The 17,579-nt window shown below is 46.3% G+C and carries 13 protein-coding genes, 1 pseudogene and 1 riboswitch; of the genes and pseudogenes, 12 read left to right on the forward strand and 2 right to left on the reverse strand.

The features are described 5' to 3' along the window. Window positions 1-98 precede the first annotated feature (98 nt). The 10 genes from DSBG_RS09400 to DSBG_RS09445 all read left to right on the forward strand — a co-directional run bounded on the left by DSBG_RS09400 (window position 99) and on the right by DSBG_RS09445 (window position 13,111). The gene (locus tag DSBG_RS09400; protein ID WP_068963880.1) at window positions 99-1,103 is read left to right on the forward strand and encodes an ornithine carbamoyltransferase; all 1,005 of its coding nucleotides are present in this window, start codon (window positions 99-101) and stop codon (window positions 1,101-1,103) included. After that, on the forward strand, window positions 1,104-2,054 hold the full coding sequence (gene arcC, locus DSBG_RS09405) for a carbamate kinase (RefSeq protein ID WP_068963881.1): 951 nt from the start codon (window positions 1,104-1,106) through the stop codon (window positions 2,052-2,054). A 376-nt stretch (window positions 2,055-2,430) separates the two neighbouring features. Beyond that, window positions 2,431-3,834: a dihydropyrimidinase gene (gene hydA / locus DSBG_RS09410; protein WP_068963882.1), complete on the forward strand. Its 1,404-nt coding sequence runs from the start codon at window positions 2,431-2,433 to the stop codon at window positions 3,832-3,834. Further along, window positions 3,827-6,379: a selenium-dependent xanthine dehydrogenase gene (gene xdh, locus DSBG_RS09415; RefSeq protein ID WP_068963883.1), complete on the forward strand. Its 2,553-nt coding sequence runs from the start codon at window positions 3,827-3,829 to the stop codon at window positions 6,377-6,379. The genes hydA and xdh overlap by 8 nt, the downstream gene beginning before the upstream one ends. Window positions 6,380-6,454: 75 nt before the next feature. After that, a complete protein-coding gene (locus DSBG_RS09420; RefSeq protein WP_068963884.1) occupies window positions 6,455-7,309 on the forward strand; it encodes a hypothetical protein in 855 nt (284 codons plus the stop codon). A gap of 64 nt (window positions 7,310-7,373) precedes the next feature. Next, the gene (locus DSBG_RS09425) at window positions 7,374-7,949 is read left to right on the forward strand and encodes a nucleotidyltransferase family protein (RefSeq protein WP_242877511.1); all 576 of its coding nucleotides are present in this window, start codon (window positions 7,374-7,376) and stop codon (window positions 7,947-7,949) included. Then, window positions 7,946-8,791: a selenium-dependent molybdenum cofactor biosynthesis protein YqeB gene (yqeB, locus tag DSBG_RS09430; RefSeq protein WP_068963885.1), complete on the forward strand. Its 846-nt coding sequence runs from the start codon at window positions 7,946-7,948 to the stop codon at window positions 8,789-8,791. The genes DSBG_RS09425 and yqeB overlap by 4 nt, the downstream gene beginning before the upstream one ends. Window positions 8,792-8,893: 102 nt before the next feature. After that, window positions 8,894-8,994: riboswitch (purine riboswitch) on the forward strand. Window positions 8,995-9,081: 87 nt separating this feature from the next. After that, a complete protein-coding gene (locus DSBG_RS09435; protein ID WP_068963886.1) occupies window positions 9,082-10,413 on the forward strand; it encodes a 5'-deoxyadenosine deaminase in 1,332 nt (443 codons plus the stop codon). A gap of 49 nt (window positions 10,414-10,462) precedes the next feature. Then, entirely contained in the window at window positions 10,463-11,824 is a 1,362-nt protein-coding gene (locus tag DSBG_RS09440; RefSeq protein ID WP_068963887.1) for a sodium-dependent transporter, read from the forward strand. 219 nt (window positions 11,825-12,043) lie between these two features. Beyond that, a complete protein-coding gene (locus DSBG_RS09445; protein ID WP_068963888.1) occupies window positions 12,044-13,111 on the forward strand; it encodes an HD-GYP domain-containing protein in 1,068 nt (355 codons plus the stop codon). 78 nt (window positions 13,112-13,189) lie between these two features. On the opposite strand, the pseudogene DSBG_RS09450 reads toward DSBG_RS09445, so the two are convergent. Beyond that, window positions 13,190-15,363, reverse strand: a pseudogene (locus DSBG_RS09450) (thioredoxin domain-containing protein). Window positions 15,364-15,520: 157 nt separating this feature from the next. Continuing rightward, a complete protein-coding gene (locus tag DSBG_RS09455; RefSeq protein WP_068963890.1) occupies window positions 15,521-15,706 on the reverse strand; it encodes a hypothetical protein in 186 nt (61 codons plus the stop codon). A gap of 146 nt (window positions 15,707-15,852) precedes the next feature. Here DSBG_RS09455 and DSBG_RS09460 point away from each other — a divergent pair, with 146 nt between their 5' ends. Beyond that, window positions 15,853-16,065 carry a hypothetical protein gene (locus DSBG_RS09460; RefSeq protein WP_068963891.1) on the forward strand — a complete coding sequence of 71 codons (213 nt, stop codon included), beginning with the start codon at window positions 15,853-15,855 and terminating at the stop codon, window positions 16,063-16,065. Between the two features lie 392 nt (window positions 16,066-16,457). Beyond that, window positions 16,458-17,489: a hypothetical protein gene (locus DSBG_RS23025; RefSeq protein WP_176716235.1), complete on the forward strand. Its 1,032-nt coding sequence runs from the start codon at window positions 16,458-16,460 to the stop codon at window positions 17,487-17,489. Window positions 17,490-17,579: the final 90 nt, after the last annotated feature.

Here is a 17,579-nt window from a genome sequence, read left to right on the forward strand (position 1 = left end):
TTGTCGTCAACCTTTAGTTGACGCGATGAAGGTTAGTATCGATAATTAGAGGTTTAATTAGGTTCCTTAAAATAAACAATATATAGGGGGAAAAACAAATGCAAACCGTTTTTAGAGGAAGACATTTCATTAACTTAGAGGACTTTACGAAAGAAGAAGTCGACACGATGATCGAGGTTTCCTTGGAGCTTAAGAAGAAGTTTGCGATGGGTGAAGATACTCCTTATCTGCATAACAAAACGGGCTTTTTAATGTTCTTTGAGCAATCGACTCGGACCAGAAACTCGATGGAAGCTGGTATGGCTCAACTAGGTGGTCACGCAGGATTCTTGGATTCTAGCAGCATGCAGGTTGCTCATGGTGAGACGGCGAAGGATACAGCGATTATTCTTTCACGGTTTGGTCATATGATTGCTTGCCGTTATTGCAACTGGGGTCGTGGGAATGCTTATTTGAATGAAATGGCTAAATGGTCTGCAGTTCCAATTATGAACTTGCAATGTGATCTTTATCATCCTTTCCAGGCTTTAGCCGATTTGATGACGATTAAAGAGAAAGTCATCGATTTGAGACGGAAGAAAATTTCAATTATCTGGGCTTATGCCGAGAGCCATAAAAAACCGATTTCCGTACCTGTTTCCCAAGTTCTACTCTTCCCTCGTTATGGCATGGATGTTTGGTTGGCTTATCCAAAAGGTTGGGAGCTTCCTGAGTGGGTTATTACTCAAGCCAGAGAAAATGCTGAGAAGTATGGCGGTACTCTAACAATCACGCATGATGAAGCTGAAGCATATAAAGATGCGGATATCGTTATTCCGAAGAGCTGGGGCAACTGGGTCACTGACCAAACAGGGGCTACAGAAACTGGTGCCAGTAAAGTTATTGATGATGCTTTAATTGCTAATAAGAGCTGGAAGTGTACGGAAGCTAAAATGGCTACAGCCAGCAAAGATGTTATGTATATGCATGCTTTGCCTGCTGACCGCAACAACGAAGTTGAAGATGCTGTTATTGATGGACCGCAGTCTATTGTTTATGATGCTGCAGAAAACCGCTTGCATACAGCTAAGGCTGTTATGACCTTGTTGGTAGGTGGAAAATAATTGAATGCATTAGCTGTAGTGGCCATAGGTGGAAATTCTCTGATTCGTGATAAGGCACATGAATCGGTTGAGGATCAATATCTGGCTGTTGTGGAAACAGCTAAGCATATTGTCGGAATGATTGAGCAAGGTTACGAAGTGATTATTACTCATGGCAATGGACCACAAGTTGGTTTTATCTTGAGAAGGTCAGAAATTGCTAAAGATGTTGCAGCTATGCATCAGGTGCCGTTAGTTAGTTGTGGCGCAGATACGCAAGGGGCGATCGGCTACCAAATTCAACAAGCCATGGATAATGAATTTAAGAAAAGGGGTCTTAACAAATCGGCTGTGACGATTGTGACTCAAGTACTTGTTGACGAGAAGGACCCTGCTTTCCAGAAACCGGGTAAGCCGATTGGCTCGTTCTATTCCAAGGAGCAGGCCGAGATCATTCAACAGGCAAACCCGACTTGGGTTATGGTTGAAGATGCTGGCAGAGGGTATCGGCGGGTAGTCGCATCTCCCCGGCCGCAAGAAATTGTGGAAAAAGACGTCATTAGTAAACTAGCGCATGAAGGGTATTGTGTTGTTAGTGTTGGTGGCGGGGGGATCCCTGTCTTCAAACGGGAGGATGGATTGCTACAGGGCGTGGATGCTGTGATCGATAAAGATTTTGCTTCGAGTCTTTTGGCTTCCCAAATCAAAGCCGACTTGTTAATTATCTCAACGGGCGTGCCCACGGTGTATTTGAATTATGGCAAACCCGATGAAAAGGCTTTAGATAAAGTATCGTTAGCAGAACTAAAGCAATATGTGACGGAGAATCACTTTGCACCGGGAAGTATGCTGCCTAAGGTTCAAGCTGTCATTGACTTTTTGGAAAATGGCGGGAAAAAAGCGATCATTACAAATCCTGAATCATTGGAAGAAGCCATTGCCGAAAAGGCCGGAACTCATGTCTATGCGTGAGCGAAGTTCGAGGCGCGAGATGCGAGGTTCGAATTTCTAATTAGAAGACTAGAGATCGTACTTCGTCTGGGTTCTTAGAATAGTTTAAACAAAACTTGAGTAGGAGATTAAGTCTCCCTCTCAAGTAAGCTTCCTGTAGGCTACGTGCATAGGGATAGTCTGAGGATTGCAGAATAAAGATGAGCGCAGAGACATTCCCTCGTGGAAGGCGATCTGCGTCAAGTCTTAATCAGCTATGCTGTGAGGTGGGTCTCCAGTTTTTTAGTATAAGTCTCAAAGTTGAATTTGATTGTTTAAGGTTCCGCAGAGCGAGGTTTGGAATTCTAAGTTCGATGTTCGCGCATCATGCATCGCACTTCGCAAAGGAGAAGTGAACATGGGTATAGTGTTAAACGGTGGAACTATTGTCACAGCTGGCGATGTATATCAAGCTGACGTCCGCATTGAGGGTGAGAGAATTGTGACCATTGGTCATGACATCAAGCAAGCCGAGGATCAGATGATAAATGTGGACGGCTGCTTTTTATTTCCCGGAGGGATTGATCCGCATACCCACTTTGATCTCCCGGCAGGAGATATCGTGACTTCAGATGATTTCTTATCTGGTTCGCGAGCAGCGATCCTGGGTGGGACGACCACAATCCTAGATTTTGCCACACAGTTTAAAGGGGAAACCCTGAAAATGGGCTTAGAGAATTGGCACGCCAAAGCCGAGGGTAAATGTTACGTTGACTTTGGCTTTCATATGGCAATAACTGATTGGAATGATCAAGTTGCCCAAGAAATGACCGATTTGGTTCATCAGGAGGGTGTGTCTTCGTTTAAGCTATATATGGCTTATAAAAATATCCTGCAAGTCGATGATAGTGCCTTGCTGCAAGCCTTGCGCCAGGCAGGTGAGTGTGGGGCACTCGTCTGTGTTCATTGCGAAAACGGTGATGTCGTTGATTATTTGGTGCAAGAAGCTCGTAGTCAGGGGAAGTTTGCTCCTTATTTTCACCCGCTGACCAGGCCGCCCGAAGCAGAAGAAGAGGCAACCAACCGGGTTATTACCCTGGCTCAGATTGCGGATTCCCCTCTCTATATAGTCCATCTCACTTGTCGTGGAGCGCTTCAGGCTGTAGTGAAAGCCAAATTCAAAGGATTAAATGTCTATGCGGAAACTTGCCCACAATACCTCTTGCTCGATGACAGTTATTATCGTGCGGAAGGATTTAACGGTGCCAAGTATGTAATCTCGCCGCCCTTGCGTTCAAAAGACCATCAGGCGGGGTTGTGGTCTGGTTTACAAACGGGGATCTTAGATACCGTAGCGACGGACCATTGTGCCTTTAATTATAAAGGGCAAAAGGACTTAGGTTCAGGCGATTTCAGCAAGATTCCAAGTGGAGCGCCTGGAGTAGAAACGCGTATGGGATTGCTTTACACGTACGGAGTTGTGACAGGAAAATTAACGATCAACGAATTTGTGGCCCTGACTTCGACGAAGGCGGCAAAATTATTCGGCTTGTTCCCTCGCAAGGGAACGATCGCCCCCGGCAGTGACGCAGACATAGTTGTCTGGGATCCCCGGGTTTCATCCATCATTACGGTAGAGACACTTCATCAACAAGTTGACTATACTCCCTACGAAGGCTTCGAGCAGAAGGGCCAAGCCAAACATGTCTTTCTACGTGGTAAACAAGTTGTGAAGGACGGTCAACTTCAGGAGGCAGGACCCACAGGGATATATTTATCCCGCAAGCCATTTCTTAAGAGAAAGGTTGGGGGAAATGTTTAAGATTGATATTAACAATACAATGTACACTGTACAAGAGGATATGAATCTTCTGGATTTCTTGCGTGATCAGGCCCAGATAACGTCACTCAAAAATGGTTGTGGAGAAGGAACTTGTGGCGCGTGCATGTTATTAATGGATGGCAAGGCGATGAGAGCTTGTTTATTGACTGTCGCCAAGGTAGCGGGAAAAAAGCTTTTGACCGTAGAAGGGTTATCTGAGCGAGAGCGAGAAGCCTATGTTTGGGCGTTTGCCCAAGCTGGAGCTGTGCAATGTGGCTTTTGCATACCGGGTATGGTCATCAGTGCTAAAGCGTTACTCGATAAGGTGGCGAACCCGACGTCCCAAGAAATAAAACAAAGCATTCGAGGGAACATTTGTCGTTGCACAGGGTATGTGAAGATTGAAGAAGGGATCATGCTAGCAGCTAAAGTATTACGAGGAGAGCTCCAGGTCAATGCCCAATCCGGGGCAGGGATTGGGACCAGTATTCATCGAGTGGATGCTCGCGAGAAAGTATTGGGAACGGGGCAATATGTCGATGATATGTATGTTGATCAAATGCTCTATGCAGCCGTGTTGAGGACTAAATATCCACGGGCGCTTGTGAAGAATATTGACATATCCGCGGCAAGCGGCTATCCTGGCGTAGAAGCCGTCATGACAGCGGCAGACGTTCCGGGTGACCCTGATCACGGGCACATTTTCCAGGATTGGTCGACCTTAATTGCTATCGGACAAGAAACGCGTTATATCGGTGATGCCCTTGTTTTAGTGGCGGCGCAAACCAAAAAACAAGCGCGTGAAGCTTTGGCGCTTATTAAAGTTGAATATGAAGAGCTTGAACCGATACTCAGTCCAACCGATGCTCTTGCGGAGCAAGCTCATAACATACATCCTAAAGGGAATCTGTTGAGTATGACAAAAATCAACCGAGGGAATACCCGGGAATCATTGGCTAAATCGGCGCATGTCGTCACCCAGCATTATTCGACGCCACCGACGGAACATGCCTTTATGGAACCGGAAAGTGCGTTAGCTATTCCTCAGGCAGATGGTGGAATCACGATTTATGTCGGGGACCAAGGCATTTATGATGACCAACATGGAATTATGGCCATGCTCGGGCTTCCAGCAGAAAAAGTCCGCGTGATCAGTAAGCTGGTCGGCGGTGGATTTGGTGGTAAAGAGGATTTAACGGTCCAGCATCATGCGGCCTTGTTAGCCATGAAAACCCAAAAGCCTGTGAAACTGACTTTCACCCGCAAAGAGAGTATCTTAGTTCATCCTAAGCGGCATGCCATGGAGTTAGATATCACGACCGGGTGTGATGAAGAAGGAAAATTGACTGCAATGGTGGCGAACATCGTAGCCGATACGGGAGCTTATGCCTCACTAGGCACAGCAGTTTTGCAGCGGGCATGTACCCATGCCAGCGGGCCTTATCAGATACCAAATGTCGATATCACGGGCCTTTGTGTTTATACGAATAATCCTCCTGCAGGTGCGTTCCGAGGCTTTGGAGTAACGCAGTCATGTTTTGCAGCAGAAATCAATCTGGATCTCTTAGCAGAAAAGGTAGGAATTTCACCGTGGGAGATTCGTTATCGTAATGCGCTGGAACCAGGTATGATTAATTCGACTGGCCAGATTACCGATGAGGGGACAGCAATTAAAGAAACGCTCCTGGCAGTTCGGGAAGTGTATGAATCTCACCCTCATGCAGCAGGGATTGCTTGTTGTATGAAGAACACGGGAATTGGGGTAGGTCTTCCCGATACTGGCCGGGTTAAACTTAAAATTCACCAAGGAAAAGTGGTGGTCCTCACCAGTGCTGCTTGTATTGGGCAGGGCTTTGCCACAATTGCTACCCAAATTGTTCATGAGGCTACGGGATTGCCTTTGCATCTGATCGAAGTTGGTGCTCCGGATACATCCAGAACGCCTAATTCCGGTACAACAACCGCTTCGCGTCAGACTATGTTTACAGGTGAGGCAGCACGACAGGCTGCTCTCAAACTGCAACAAGCCTTGTATAAGACTCCTTTGGAAGAGTTGGAAGGGAGCGAATTTAGCGGCGAATACCTTGGAAAAACTGACCCAATGGATTCAGACAAGCCCAATCCAATCAGTCATGTGGCGTATAGTTATGCCAGTCAAGTCGTCTTATTGAACGCCGAGGGGAAAATTGAGAAGGTTGTGGCCGCGCACGATGTGGGCAAGGCCATCAACCCGAAGGCTATTGAAGGGCAAATTGAAGGAGGGGTTACCATGGGATTAGGGTATGCCCTGCGTGAGGATTTTCCCCTTCAGAAAGGTGTGCCAACCGCTAAGTTTGGCACACTGGGCCTTTTCCGATCGACAGAAGTGCCCGAGATCGAGTCAATCATTATCGAAAAGAATTCCTCCTCAATAGCCTATGGGGCCAAAGGGGTGGGTGAGATCTCTTCCATTCCGACCGCACCTGCTGTAGCTTTAGCCTATTACAAGTATGATGGCAAACTAAGATGTTCGCTCCCTCTACGGGAAACGCCCTATAAGAAGTAAGTTCTATAGAGGCTTGAATTTGGACTTTAGCTAACACTCTAGTATACTAGTCAAAAAAAGTTGCAGGAGAGGAAAATGGCAGGTACAGGAACATGGTTACCGAAAAGTTGGGAGCGTGGCAGTTTGTGGGCCATGACAAGGTGCGGGCAAGTTGTCACGTTCATTGGGGCTGGAGGGAAGACGACCTGCCTTCAATCAATAACCCAGGAGATTGAAAAGGCAGGGCAGCGGGTTGTTGCCACGACCACGACGAAAGTCTTTCCTGAAGAACTGATGTACTGTTGGAAGAACCCGAATCCACCGCCTTATGAACAAGAAAGAGCTTGTTTTTGGTATGTGGACGTTATGGAGGAAAGTGGAAAGTGGGTTGGTCCTCCTCTCAAAGCCGTTGATGATGCTATATTAGAAGATGTCTGGATGTTTGAAAAAAGTGGAGTTCAGGTTGGGGTACTGGGCGAAACACCTCAGGGTGCTTCGCCCAGCGGTAAGCGTTTTTGGGTGATCGAGGGGGATGGAGCCAGACGTCTCAAGTTGAAATGCTGGGAACCCCATGAACCGCAAATTCCTCGGCGATCGGATTGTGTCGTGCTGGTGCTGGATGGTGGTTTGTGGGGGAGAGTCCTCCAAGCGGAGCAAGTTCATAGACCTGAGAGTTGTCTGGATCTTCTTGGCCATGTTTGGAACGCAGAGCAGGCTTGGCGTTATTTCTTGAGGTCTCCCGTTTTTGCTGCCCAATATGTGCATATGTCTTGGGTGATTCTCTTGAACACGAAGGTTTCGCTGGATCTAGAGAAGCCTTTGCTTGACTTAAACCGTAGGTGGACAGAGATTCAACGAGGGGTCAATGAGCTGGAATATCGGCCCAAACATTTGCGTTTAGCTGCGGGGGATGCCAAGGAGGGGAAACTACAGTGGTTCGATTTGTGGTAATGGCTGCGGGGCAAGCGACGAGAATGGGGCAAGATAAACTTGTGTGCCTTGGAAGGAAACTACGGTGTTAGGTCATACTCTTCAGACTCTCCTAGAGGCAATCACCCTTCAAAAGCATCGTTCGTTGGCAGCATCCTCTCACCCGGTGGACACTGAGATTTATGTTGTTGCCAGACATCCAATTCAGGCCTATATCGCCGAAGACTGTATTCGGACGTTTAATTCATTCGGTGGGGTTTGGATACAGGTACCGACCCCTAAACCGCTTGCTGAGACAATTCGCTATGGGTTACAAGACTTAAACAGTGAAGTCCAGTGTATTGGATTTTTGCCCGGAGACCAGGTGGGGATTACCGCACCTAAGCTTGCAGGTTGCCTGCAGGAGGTGTTGCAGAATCTTCCGGATTTTCTGGTGCCGATTGTGGGAGATAAAGCGGTTTCACCTGTGTTTTTTCACCGACGGTTTGTTCCTGAACTTTTGGAGCTGCGAGGTGAACAGGGTGGGAGGGAAGTCTTATACCGCTATCCGGACTGCTGGCGGAAGTATCCGGTGGAGGCTGGCTTTTATCAAGATGTTGATACTCCAGAGCAATACGATGCTTTGCGAGTACAAATTAGTAAGGGAGAATCGAGCGAATGAAAAACGAACTCGTCATGAATGGACCGGTGGTTTTAGTTCGCGGAGCCGGGGAACAAGCATCAGGAGTGGGGTGGGTGCTGGCAAAAACAGGGTTTCGAGTGGTGATGACCGAAGTGGCTGTGCCCCTTATGGTTCGTTGGCCCGTTTGTTTTGGAACAGCTGTGTCAGAAGGGCGTTGGCAAGTTGAAGGGGTTCAGTCGAGTCGCGTCGCAGATCCTAAGGAATGTGAAACTGCTTGGCGAGCCGGGGAAATACCAGTTTTGATCGATCCTGCGTTGGAGTGTTTGTCATTGCTAAATCCCTTGGTTTTGGTGGATGCGATCATGGCCAAACGTAACCTCGGAACAGCACGGAGCATGGCTCGGAGGACATTTGGTTTGGGGCCGGGTTTCACTGCAGGAGTCGACGTTGATGTTGTCGTGGAAACAAACCGTGGGCATAACCTAGCACGGTTGATTTATAAAGGGGAAGCTCAACCTAATACAGGTATTCCGGGAGAAGTGGCGGGTGTATCAAGTAGGCGTGTTCTTTATTCACCTAAAGCTGGGATTTTTAGAGCGAAGAGGAGCATAGGGGAACAGGTTTCGGAAGGTGATTGCTTAGGTGAGATTGATGACGGGATTCGACCTGAAGAGATCCTTGCGTTGTGCAATGGTGTTTTAAGGGGTTTATTGCGAACGGAAACTCCTGTCGCTGAACATGTTAAAATTGGGGATATCGATCCTCGTGGGCAGGTGGAGTACTGTAGGACGATTACTGAGAAGGCTCGCGCGCTTGGTGGCGCTGTATTGCAGGGTATTCTTGAATCCGGAATACTTAGTCCTTTGTGTAACCATGAATAATTGTGATAGACATTTAACAAACTATAAGCAACTAAATATTTATTTGCCAGGTAGGAGAATTCAAGTGGATCGAGAATATGTACATATAGATACTAGTAAAATTTGAAGAATGATTAGATAACTCATATAACCTTGATAATGGGATCAAGGGTTTCTACGAGGCAACCGTAAATTGCTTCTCTATGAGCCAAGGCTGGTTGATAGAGTTTTGTAATGAGGTTGTTTTTTAGTGTGCTAAAATACCTGTAGGCGTTAGGGCCTTACGCAAATAGGGAAAGGGTGGGATTTAAATGCGTATTCTCTTGAAGAATGCCAAGATCGTAACCATGAATGCAGCACGTGAGATTATTGAGGGCGATTTACTAGTGGATGGATCTCAAATCATAGCAGTCGGAGGGGCTATTGAGCAACCTGCAGATCAAGTGATCGATCTGCAGGGGGATTTGCTTATTCCCGGTTTGATTCAAACTCACATTCATCTTTGTCAGACATTGTTTCGGGGACAGGCCGATGATTTGGAACTTTTAGATTGGCTTAAATTGAAAGTATGGCCGCTGGAAGGTGGGCATGATCCTGAATCCATATATGATTCGGCGTTACTTGGTATTGGAGAGTTGTTTCTTGGAGGGACAACGACGATTGTGGATATGGAGACGGTCCATCATACGGAACACGCCTTTGAGGCCATTCTTGCCAGTGGCTTGAGAGCCCTGTCGGGTAAGGTTATGATGGATGATTGCAATAAGGATATTCCAGCTTCTTTACGCGAATCGACAGAAGCCTCCCTGCAAGAAAGTGTTGATTTATATGAGAAATATCATGGTAAAGGGAATGGACGCCTTGAAGTGGCTTTTACGCCTCGTTTCGTCATCTCCTGTACGGATACGCTCTTAAAGGAAGTTTCGCAGTATGCGCGTGAGAAAAATGCCTTTGTACACACCCATGCTTCAGAAAACCGGTCAGAAATACAGGTTGTGGAGCGTACACGGGGCATGCGCAATATCATCTATTTGGATAAGGTCGGTTTAACGGGGCCTAAACTTATTCTTGCTCACTGCATTTGGCTAGATGAAGCAGAAAAAGAAATCCTCATCCAGACCAAGACACGAATCTCACACTGCCCATCTTCGAATCTGAAACTGGCTTCGGGGATTGCGCCGATTCCAGAACTTATGAAACGGGGGGCAGAGATTTCATTGAGCGCGGATGGGGCTCCTTGCGGTAATAATTTGGATGGATTTCGAGAGATGCGTCACGCAGCCCTTATTCAGAAACCTTTACATGGACCAACAGTTATGCCTGCGCGTGAGGTTTTTGAACTTGCCACACTTGGTGGTGCGCGGGCAATAGGGCATGAGCGGGATCTGGGGAGTTTGGAAGTAGGGAAAAAAGCGGATCTAGCTGTCGTTAGTCTGCAGGGTTTACACACTTGGCCCAACGAGCATGTGGATGTCTATTCCCAGCTGGTTTATCAAGCGGTTTCTTCTGATGTGCGTCTTACCATGGTGGATGGGCAAATAGTGATGAAGGATCGGCAGCTTCTGACGATTGATGTTCCACGACTTAAGGTAAGTTCAACGCAGAGTCTCAATCGAATCATGGCACGCATAGGGCAAATTTAATATAGATATAAGAATAATACGGGAAAGACTAGACTAGATATGGAGGGTAATGGTTTTGAAGAAAGAGACGCAACACAAACGAGAGGGTTTCTCGAGTAGCATTGGTGTTATTGCTGCAGTACTAGGTTCTGCTGTTGGATTGGGAAATATATGGAAATTTCCGTATGTCACAGGTGCTAATGGGGGAGCTGCCTTTATATTGGTTTATTTAATATGCGTGGCGCTTGTGGGTTTGCCCGTAATGTTATCAGAGCATCTGATTGGCCGTCATACAAAAGCGAATGCCGTCGGAGCGTTTAAAGCATTGCAACCCCGTCGTCCTTGGTTTTTAGTTGGTGGCGCAGGTGTTTTAAGTGCCTTTCTTATTATGGCCTTTTACACGTCGGTTGCCGGCTGGGTTTATGCCTATATATTCAAAGCTGCTGGTGGTGCGCTTCTTACATCGAAACCGGAAGATACAACTCTGGTATTCAACAAACTAGTGTCAGGGGTGGGTGAACCCTTATTTTGGCAAGTGTTTGTTTTGCTCGTAACCGGATCTATTATTATGGCTGGCGTAACTAAAGGTATTGAACGGGTTACTAAGTTCCTAATGCCCTTACTCTTTTTACTTCTCGTGATTATCGATATCCGGTCTTTGACACTCTCGGGTGCAGGCGCGGGGCTTTCGTTCTTATTTAAACCTGATTTTTCCAAGATTACGGTTGGTGTGATTTTAGCTGCGTTAGGTTTAGCCTTTTTTAAACTCAGCGTAGGAATGGGTGCAATGATTACCTACGGTAGTTATGTCGATAAAAACGAGAACTTACCCAAGATGGCCATTAAAGTCGCGCTAGCGGATACGTTGGTTTCGTTAATGGCAGGTATTGCTGTTTTTCCTGCGGTGTTTGCCTTCGGTTTTACACCAGATCAAGGTCCCAAACTGCTCTTCGTGATCATTCCAGCGGTCTTTAATTCGATGCCTTTTGGCAGAGTTTTTATGGTCTTATTCTTCGTACTTACCGCAATTGCTGCAACGGGGGCCATGCTCTCTTTGTTGGAAGTCCCCATCGCTTTTTTAACTGAGCAGTATCAATGGACGAGACGTAAAGCGACTTTATTAACGATTCTAGGGATCGGTTTGCTGGGCTCAACGGCGACACTCTCTAATAGCATCTTTGCCACGGTTACTGTGTTTGGCAAGACTTTTTTTGATTTCTACGATTTCGCGACTTCCAATGTCCTACTTCCTTTGGGGGGCATTTTCATTGCTTTATTTGTTGGTTGGCAGTGGGGAGATGTTAAAGTTAAACAAGAATTGTCCAATCAAGGTCAGTTAGCAAATGACGGTTTAGCGCGTGTCTATTTGTTCTTGGTTAAATTTATTGTGCCGATTGCGATTGCCATCGTTCTGTTCACAGGTTTAAAATGATTTCCTATTAAAGAGTTTTGAATCGAAACAACAGTTCGAAATAGTGACTGTACAAAGGTTAGAAGTTCTCAAGTGAGTGTGAAGGAGGAGTACAGGACTTTACTAGGACTAAAGGGAAAATTTTAAGGAAATCTTTTTTTAAGAGGTTTTTCTTTGTGTTTTGACGAACTAAATAGTTTGGACAAAAAAGACACTAAATGAATAGTAGGGTGAGAATTCATGCGTTTGGTGAACATACGTTATGTTGAGGAAGGATCAATCTTAGCGCGTCCGGTGCTCAACTCTTCCGGAACGGTCTTACTGCGGGCAGGGGTTCACTTGACGGCTTCCTATATCGAACGGTTAAAGACCTTGGGTTATGATGTGTTGTTTATTCAGGACAAACGACTGGATGATGTAGAAATCCATACTGCAATTACCGCTCAAACTCGTGAGGTGGCCTATAAGTCCATCGAACTTATTAGCAAATACATTGAGCGAGATTCAAAGGATTCCTTACCTATGGATAATATCCGTAGTACCGTTCAGCAAATGATTAACGACCTTCTAGCTAGTTCGGACATTTTGGGTAACCTAACGGAAATTCAAGGGTATGATGATTACACCTTTCATCATTCTGTGAACACAACGATTATATCGCTCATTTTAGCTATGGCATCGGGGTATACCGAGCAGAAGCTGATCGAACTGGGCATGGGTGTTCTCATGCACGACATTGGAAAAATCAAGATTCCTGAGGAGGTTCTCAATAAGAGAAGTCCGTTGTCGGGAGCAGAATTCGAGGAAATCAAGCGGCATACGACATATGGGTTTGAAATTTTGCGTAAGAACAATGATCTTAGTCTTCTTTCTGCCCATGTTGCCTATCAACACCAAGAAAAATGGGATGGGAGCGGATATCCAAGAGGGCTCAAAGGAAGCAGCATACATGAGTATGGAAGACTGGCATCTGTTGCTGATGTGTATGAAGCCCTAACGAGTAAACGAGTTTACCGAAATGCCATTGAACCTAATGAGGCCTATGAATATATCGTTTCTCAAGGAAACACTCACTTTGATCCTGAGATTTTAGAGATCTTCAAAAAAAATATTGCCGTTTATCCTTCCGGCTCGGGTGTTCTTCTAAGCAATGGGCAAAGAGGGAATGTTATAAAACAAAACCTAGCTTTTCCGAATCGCCCCTTTGTGAGGGTGTTTTACGAGAATGAAAAAACGCTTGCAGCTCCAATTGATCATAATCTAGCAGAGTATCCTTCCATTATGATTATTGCAGTAGATAATCGCTAGTCCAAACGAACACAAAAGCAAGAAATAGAGGTCAAAACGAATAGGCCTGTCATTTGACAGGCCTATTCGTTTTGACCTCTATGATTTTTTGAAGAGTGCTTTGAATTCCTCAATTTTCTGGACAGGACGTTGACACGTGAAGTTCTGGCATAGATAGGCGGTAATATGACTAGGGTCTATGGGGTAATCTTGAATCCAGGGGACGGTCTCTAGAAGACTTCCTTCTTGGTAAAGCACAGAAGCATAGGGTCGAAACTCAGAAAAGAAGATTTGACGCATTTCGGACAGTTCTGGTGCGTTTAGCGAACCTGCTAGAATTAATTCCTGACTGGGATGAACGGCAAACTGCAAGGCTTGGAGAAACGCGGTATATCCAGAGGGATGTTCTTCGAGGACTGGGCGAAAGGCGAGAAGTTGTTGTTCGGCTTTTCTTTCCCAGCGTTCGTTTCCGGTGAGACGCGCAAGTTTAAGAAGGTTGAGCGCGGTGATCGAGTTACCGGCTGGAATGGCTCCGTCATAACTCTCTTTAGGTCGGAAAAGAAGTTCTTCCGCATCGGATCCGGTTAGATAGTATCCTCCGTCTTCTTCATCTAAGAAGAGCCGTTCCTGTTCCTCTTGAAGTTGAAGAGCCGTTTGGAGGTAGTGGGGTTTACCACTCGCCGCGTAAAGCTCAAGGAGGCCCTCAATGAAAAATGCATAATCATCCAAGTACCCCAAGTAGGCAGCATGCCCCTCACGGTAGCGAGCCAAGAGACGTCCGTCATCACGTTTAAGGTGATTTAGGACGAAATTCGTGGCGTTTTCGGCTGCCTTCTGATAGGCAGGAATCCCAAGAACCTGGGCACCTTTCGCAAAGGCAGCGATCATTAACCCATTCCAGGCTGTCAAAATTTTGTCATCCTTATGAGGGTGGATTCGTTTCTCACGCGCTGCGAATAACGTTTGACGTGCTTTTTCCAGGGTTTGTAGAACTTCGGCCGCATCCAATGAGTTGTCGCGAGCAATCTTTTCTAAATTTCCTAGTAAAAGATTGGGAATATTTTTTCCCTCAAAGTTACCTTCAGGAGTAATGTCATAAACAGCACAATATATTGCCGCCGTGTCTTTGCCTAGTAAAGTTTCGATTTCTTCGGGAGTCCAAACATGGAATTTACCTTCTACACCCTCAGCGTCGGCATCTTCTGCGGAGTAAAAACCCCCCTCGGGAGATGTCATGTCCCGAAGGACATAGGTGAAGATTTCTTTTGCTTTTTGAGCATCCTCGAGTTGGTGATTCGCTTGATAGCTTTCCAGGTAAATCAAGGCGAGCAAGGCATTATCATAGAGCATCTTTTCAAAGTGAGGTACTAACCACTTTTCATCGGTACTATACCGTGCAAATCCGAACCCGACGTGATCGTAGATCCCCCCTTGGGCCATCCCGTCAAGTGTTTTGCGAACCATTTCTAAGGCTTTGCTCTGAAGATGGTCTTGAGCATAGCGGAGGAGGAAGCTTATGGTATGGGGGGTGGGGAATTTCGGAGCTCGGCCAAAACCACCGTAACGCGCGTCAAAACTTTGAGCAAAGACTTGGTAGGCTTTATCAATAAGCTGTTCACACCATGTTTGAAAGGCTTGGGAAGAAGTAGGGCCTTTGCCATCTTTTAAGGATGGATCGTTTGTAAGAGGAGAGGAAAGAGGTGATGGTATACTTGGAACAGTTCGTTGAGAATGAACGGCGGTAACGATCTCATCGCTTGACTCCCGTAATTTACCTTCATTGGTCTTCCAGAGCGTGCCAACCTGTTGTGCGAGCTCCATTAACCCGGGGCGACCGTAGCGCTCTGTTTTCGGAAAATATGTTCCGGCAAAAAACGGCTTTTTCTCGGGCGTCATTATTATGGTGAGCGGCCACCCACCCGATCCAGTAAGCGCTTGACAGAAAGCCATATACAAATGGTCTACGTCAGGGCGTTCTTCACGATCAACTTTGATAGAGATAAAGTAACGATTCAGGATGCCTGCAACTTCGTCATTTTCGAAGGATTCTCGTTCCATGACGTGGCACCAGTGACAAGTTGACCAAAGATACCCCGTAACTAGGAATAGCCGACGGACAAAAAGACTGGCTTATTCTCACGGGCGGCTATATGGAACGCTTCGGCACCCCACGGATACCAGTTTACCGGGTTGTATGCGTGTTGCAATAAATACGGCGACTTCTCATTGTATAAGCGATTAGGCTTGCGGTTGTCCTTGTCCTTATCGTACATTTTTCAAACTTCCCTTCGTAGATATATTTCGGTTTAGTCTTTGAAGATTACTACACTATTATTCAGTTCAATTATACCTTCGGAAGCCAACGAAGCCAACAAAATAAGCGCCCACCATTTTATTACGGTGGACGCCTTTAATATTATTACAGCTATTCTACTTTATAAGACCTGAAATCACTTCGTTATAAATAGCGTTGAACGAAGCAATCGCTTCGTCGCTAGGTTCGTTTGAAGTGACCCGGATAGTAATCTTGCCGTATTTATAAAGTCCATTCTTAACTTTAACAAGCGTTTCACCGTTCGACGGTTCCTTCGAGAATAAACGTTTCTTTATGTCCATAACCACCCACCGTCCTTATTCGTCTTTACACCCGTAAATGTTGCAAAAGGTCGGCGGTTGTTACGGTCGGGCGAAAATACAATTGCGGGGCAAGCGTCAAAATGATAAAATGCTTTGAAGTGAAAAATCGAAGGCGGGCGAAGATATTGTTAAGTGTGGAAATCGTGGACGCGTTGAAGGCGTCAGACTCCATCAAGAAGACGGTGAAAATCCCGGTCTTATTAGACAGGGCGTTGAAGATAAAGGCGACGGTTGAAGGCGTTAGTCAAACCGAAATGATGGAACAAATTTTAACTAAAGCGGTTGACCCTAAATACTTCGAAATGGTATTAACCCCGAAGGAAAACTCGGAGAAGTAACCGATTATTAAACTACATAGAAAATAGGCGTAATCATTCGACTGAACGAGTGATTGCGCCTTATTTATGTTTAAAGACGAAATGCGAATAATTGTTGCCGTAAATGCGGTTGTACATTAGATGCCGTATTGTATAAGCTATTCGTATACCCGGATAAAACAACACATGAAGGACGCTAACCCGCGAAGACACATAACAACAACGGCGCGGACTATCGACGGAACGACGGCACATACGGCAAGCGACCAAGGGCAACGCCACAAATACCGCATACGACCGACGGACGCCCCACCGCTACAATTACCCTGTCGCCTATTGTAATATATTTCTAATGTTAATATTTTCCCATTATTGTACTATTAGAAAAAGGGTCGCGATAAGCGCGGCGTTTAATGAAGGGTAGGCATTGCACAATGCAGAAGAAAACGATAATCATTACGGGCGTTATGTGCGCGACTTTATTTATTGGCGGCGGTATTGCGACGGCACATTACAAACCCTTCGCAGATACCCAAGTGGCGGTTGCTTCGACCGCCACGTCAACCACCCCGGACACAACCACCGCAACCCAAACCGCTATACAAGCAGACACGGCGCCCAAGCAATATCCACAAACGGATTATGATGGCGATTCGTACCCAATACCCAACGACGGTCAATATCATCCTTCTACGAAGAACCCGGCGGGACTATTTGTTCGCGAGATTATATTTCACGAAGGGTTCCGGGCAAAAGGTCTTAAAGCGCTTGACGTTCAGGTTATAGCAAGAAGCGAAAACGGTGAGAATATGCTTGTCGAAGATCGTGACGAGATTGTCAGCGCAACCGGGACGTCCGGCAAAGTTTACGATATGGTCGGATCAAAGGGAACCGGGGTAACTCTTAATTATTCATATAAGACGTATACCGAAGAACGCGTCATTCAGTATATCGACGTTAATGAAAGCGAAAAGGGAATCACTTCCGTCGTAGTACGCCGGGACGGAAAACTTATCACGGTAAAGCCGGACAAAGATACTAAGTATGATACGACATATGCCACGTTACCCGCTAAGGCAACGACCACGGCGCCCAAGGCGACAACCGTCACAACGCCCGCCAAGGTAACGCCCGCGCCGACACCGAAGTACACGGCGACCAACCCGCCCATGCCGCCCTTTGAACTAACAAACGCATTTTATGGCGAAATATATGACCCGGCGGGCGTAAGAAAGTTGGCGGCGTGGGTAATCGCAGACCCGACGGCAAGGGCATATTATAAGGCGCAAGGGAACCCGACCGGGGCGACGGCAACATACACCAATAAGACAATCATACCGCTTCCACCCGGTTACGGGTTGGAACATGGCGGCGATTACTACGACCCGGATTATCTTAACGCATACGCAGATTATCAAGAGTGGCTTGTAAAACCTAAAAAATAATACGAAACGTCCCGGTCAAATCGACAATTAATTAGGAAGGAAGTTTTACCGTGATTACACCACGCCCGGACTTCATTGACAGCGAATTCT

The sequence above is a fragment of the Desulfosporosinus cupriresistens genome, from assembly GCF_001707885.1.
In the GTDB taxonomy this organism is placed as follows: Bacteria; Bacillota; Desulfitobacteriia; order Desulfitobacteriales; family Desulfitobacteriaceae; genus Desulfosporosinus.

What these genes read in the sequence shown, in the direction of transcription:
- DSBG_RS09435 (WP_068963886.1), top strand. Translation starts at nt 9,082, where the DNA reads ATGCGTATTCTCTTGAAGAATGCCAAGATCGTAACCATGAATGCAGCA.
- DSBG_RS09420 (WP_068963884.1), top strand. Translation starts at nt 6,455, where the DNA reads ATGGCAGGTACAGGAACATGGTTACCGAAAAGTTGGGAGCGTGGCAGT.
- DSBG_RS09440 (WP_068963887.1), top strand. Translation starts at nt 10,463, where the DNA reads ATGGTTTTGAAGAAAGAGACGCAACACAAACGAGAGGGTTTCTCGAGT.
- DSBG_RS09445 (WP_068963888.1), top strand. Translation starts at nt 12,044, where the DNA reads ATGCGTTTGGTGAACATACGTTATGTTGAGGAAGGATCAATCTTAGCG.
- DSBG_RS23025 (WP_176716235.1), top strand. Translation starts at nt 16,458, where the DNA reads ATGAAGGGTAGGCATTGCACAATGCAGAAGAAAACGATAATCATTACG.
- yqeB (WP_068963885.1), top strand. Translation starts at nt 7,946, where the DNA reads ATGAAAAACGAACTCGTCATGAATGGACCGGTGGTTTTAGTTCGCGGA.
- xdh (WP_068963883.1), top strand. Translation starts at nt 3,827, where the DNA reads ATGTTTAAGATTGATATTAACAATACAATGTACACTGTACAAGAGGAT.
- DSBG_RS09455 (WP_068963890.1), bottom strand. Translation starts at nt 15,706, where the DNA reads ATGGACATAAAGAAACGTTTATTCTCGAAGGAACCGTCGAACGGTGAA.
- DSBG_RS09400 (WP_068963880.1), top strand. Translation starts at nt 99, where the DNA reads ATGCAAACCGTTTTTAGAGGAAGACATTTCATTAACTTAGAGGACTTT.
- hydA (WP_068963882.1), top strand. Translation starts at nt 2,431, where the DNA reads ATGGGTATAGTGTTAAACGGTGGAACTATTGTCACAGCTGGCGATGTA.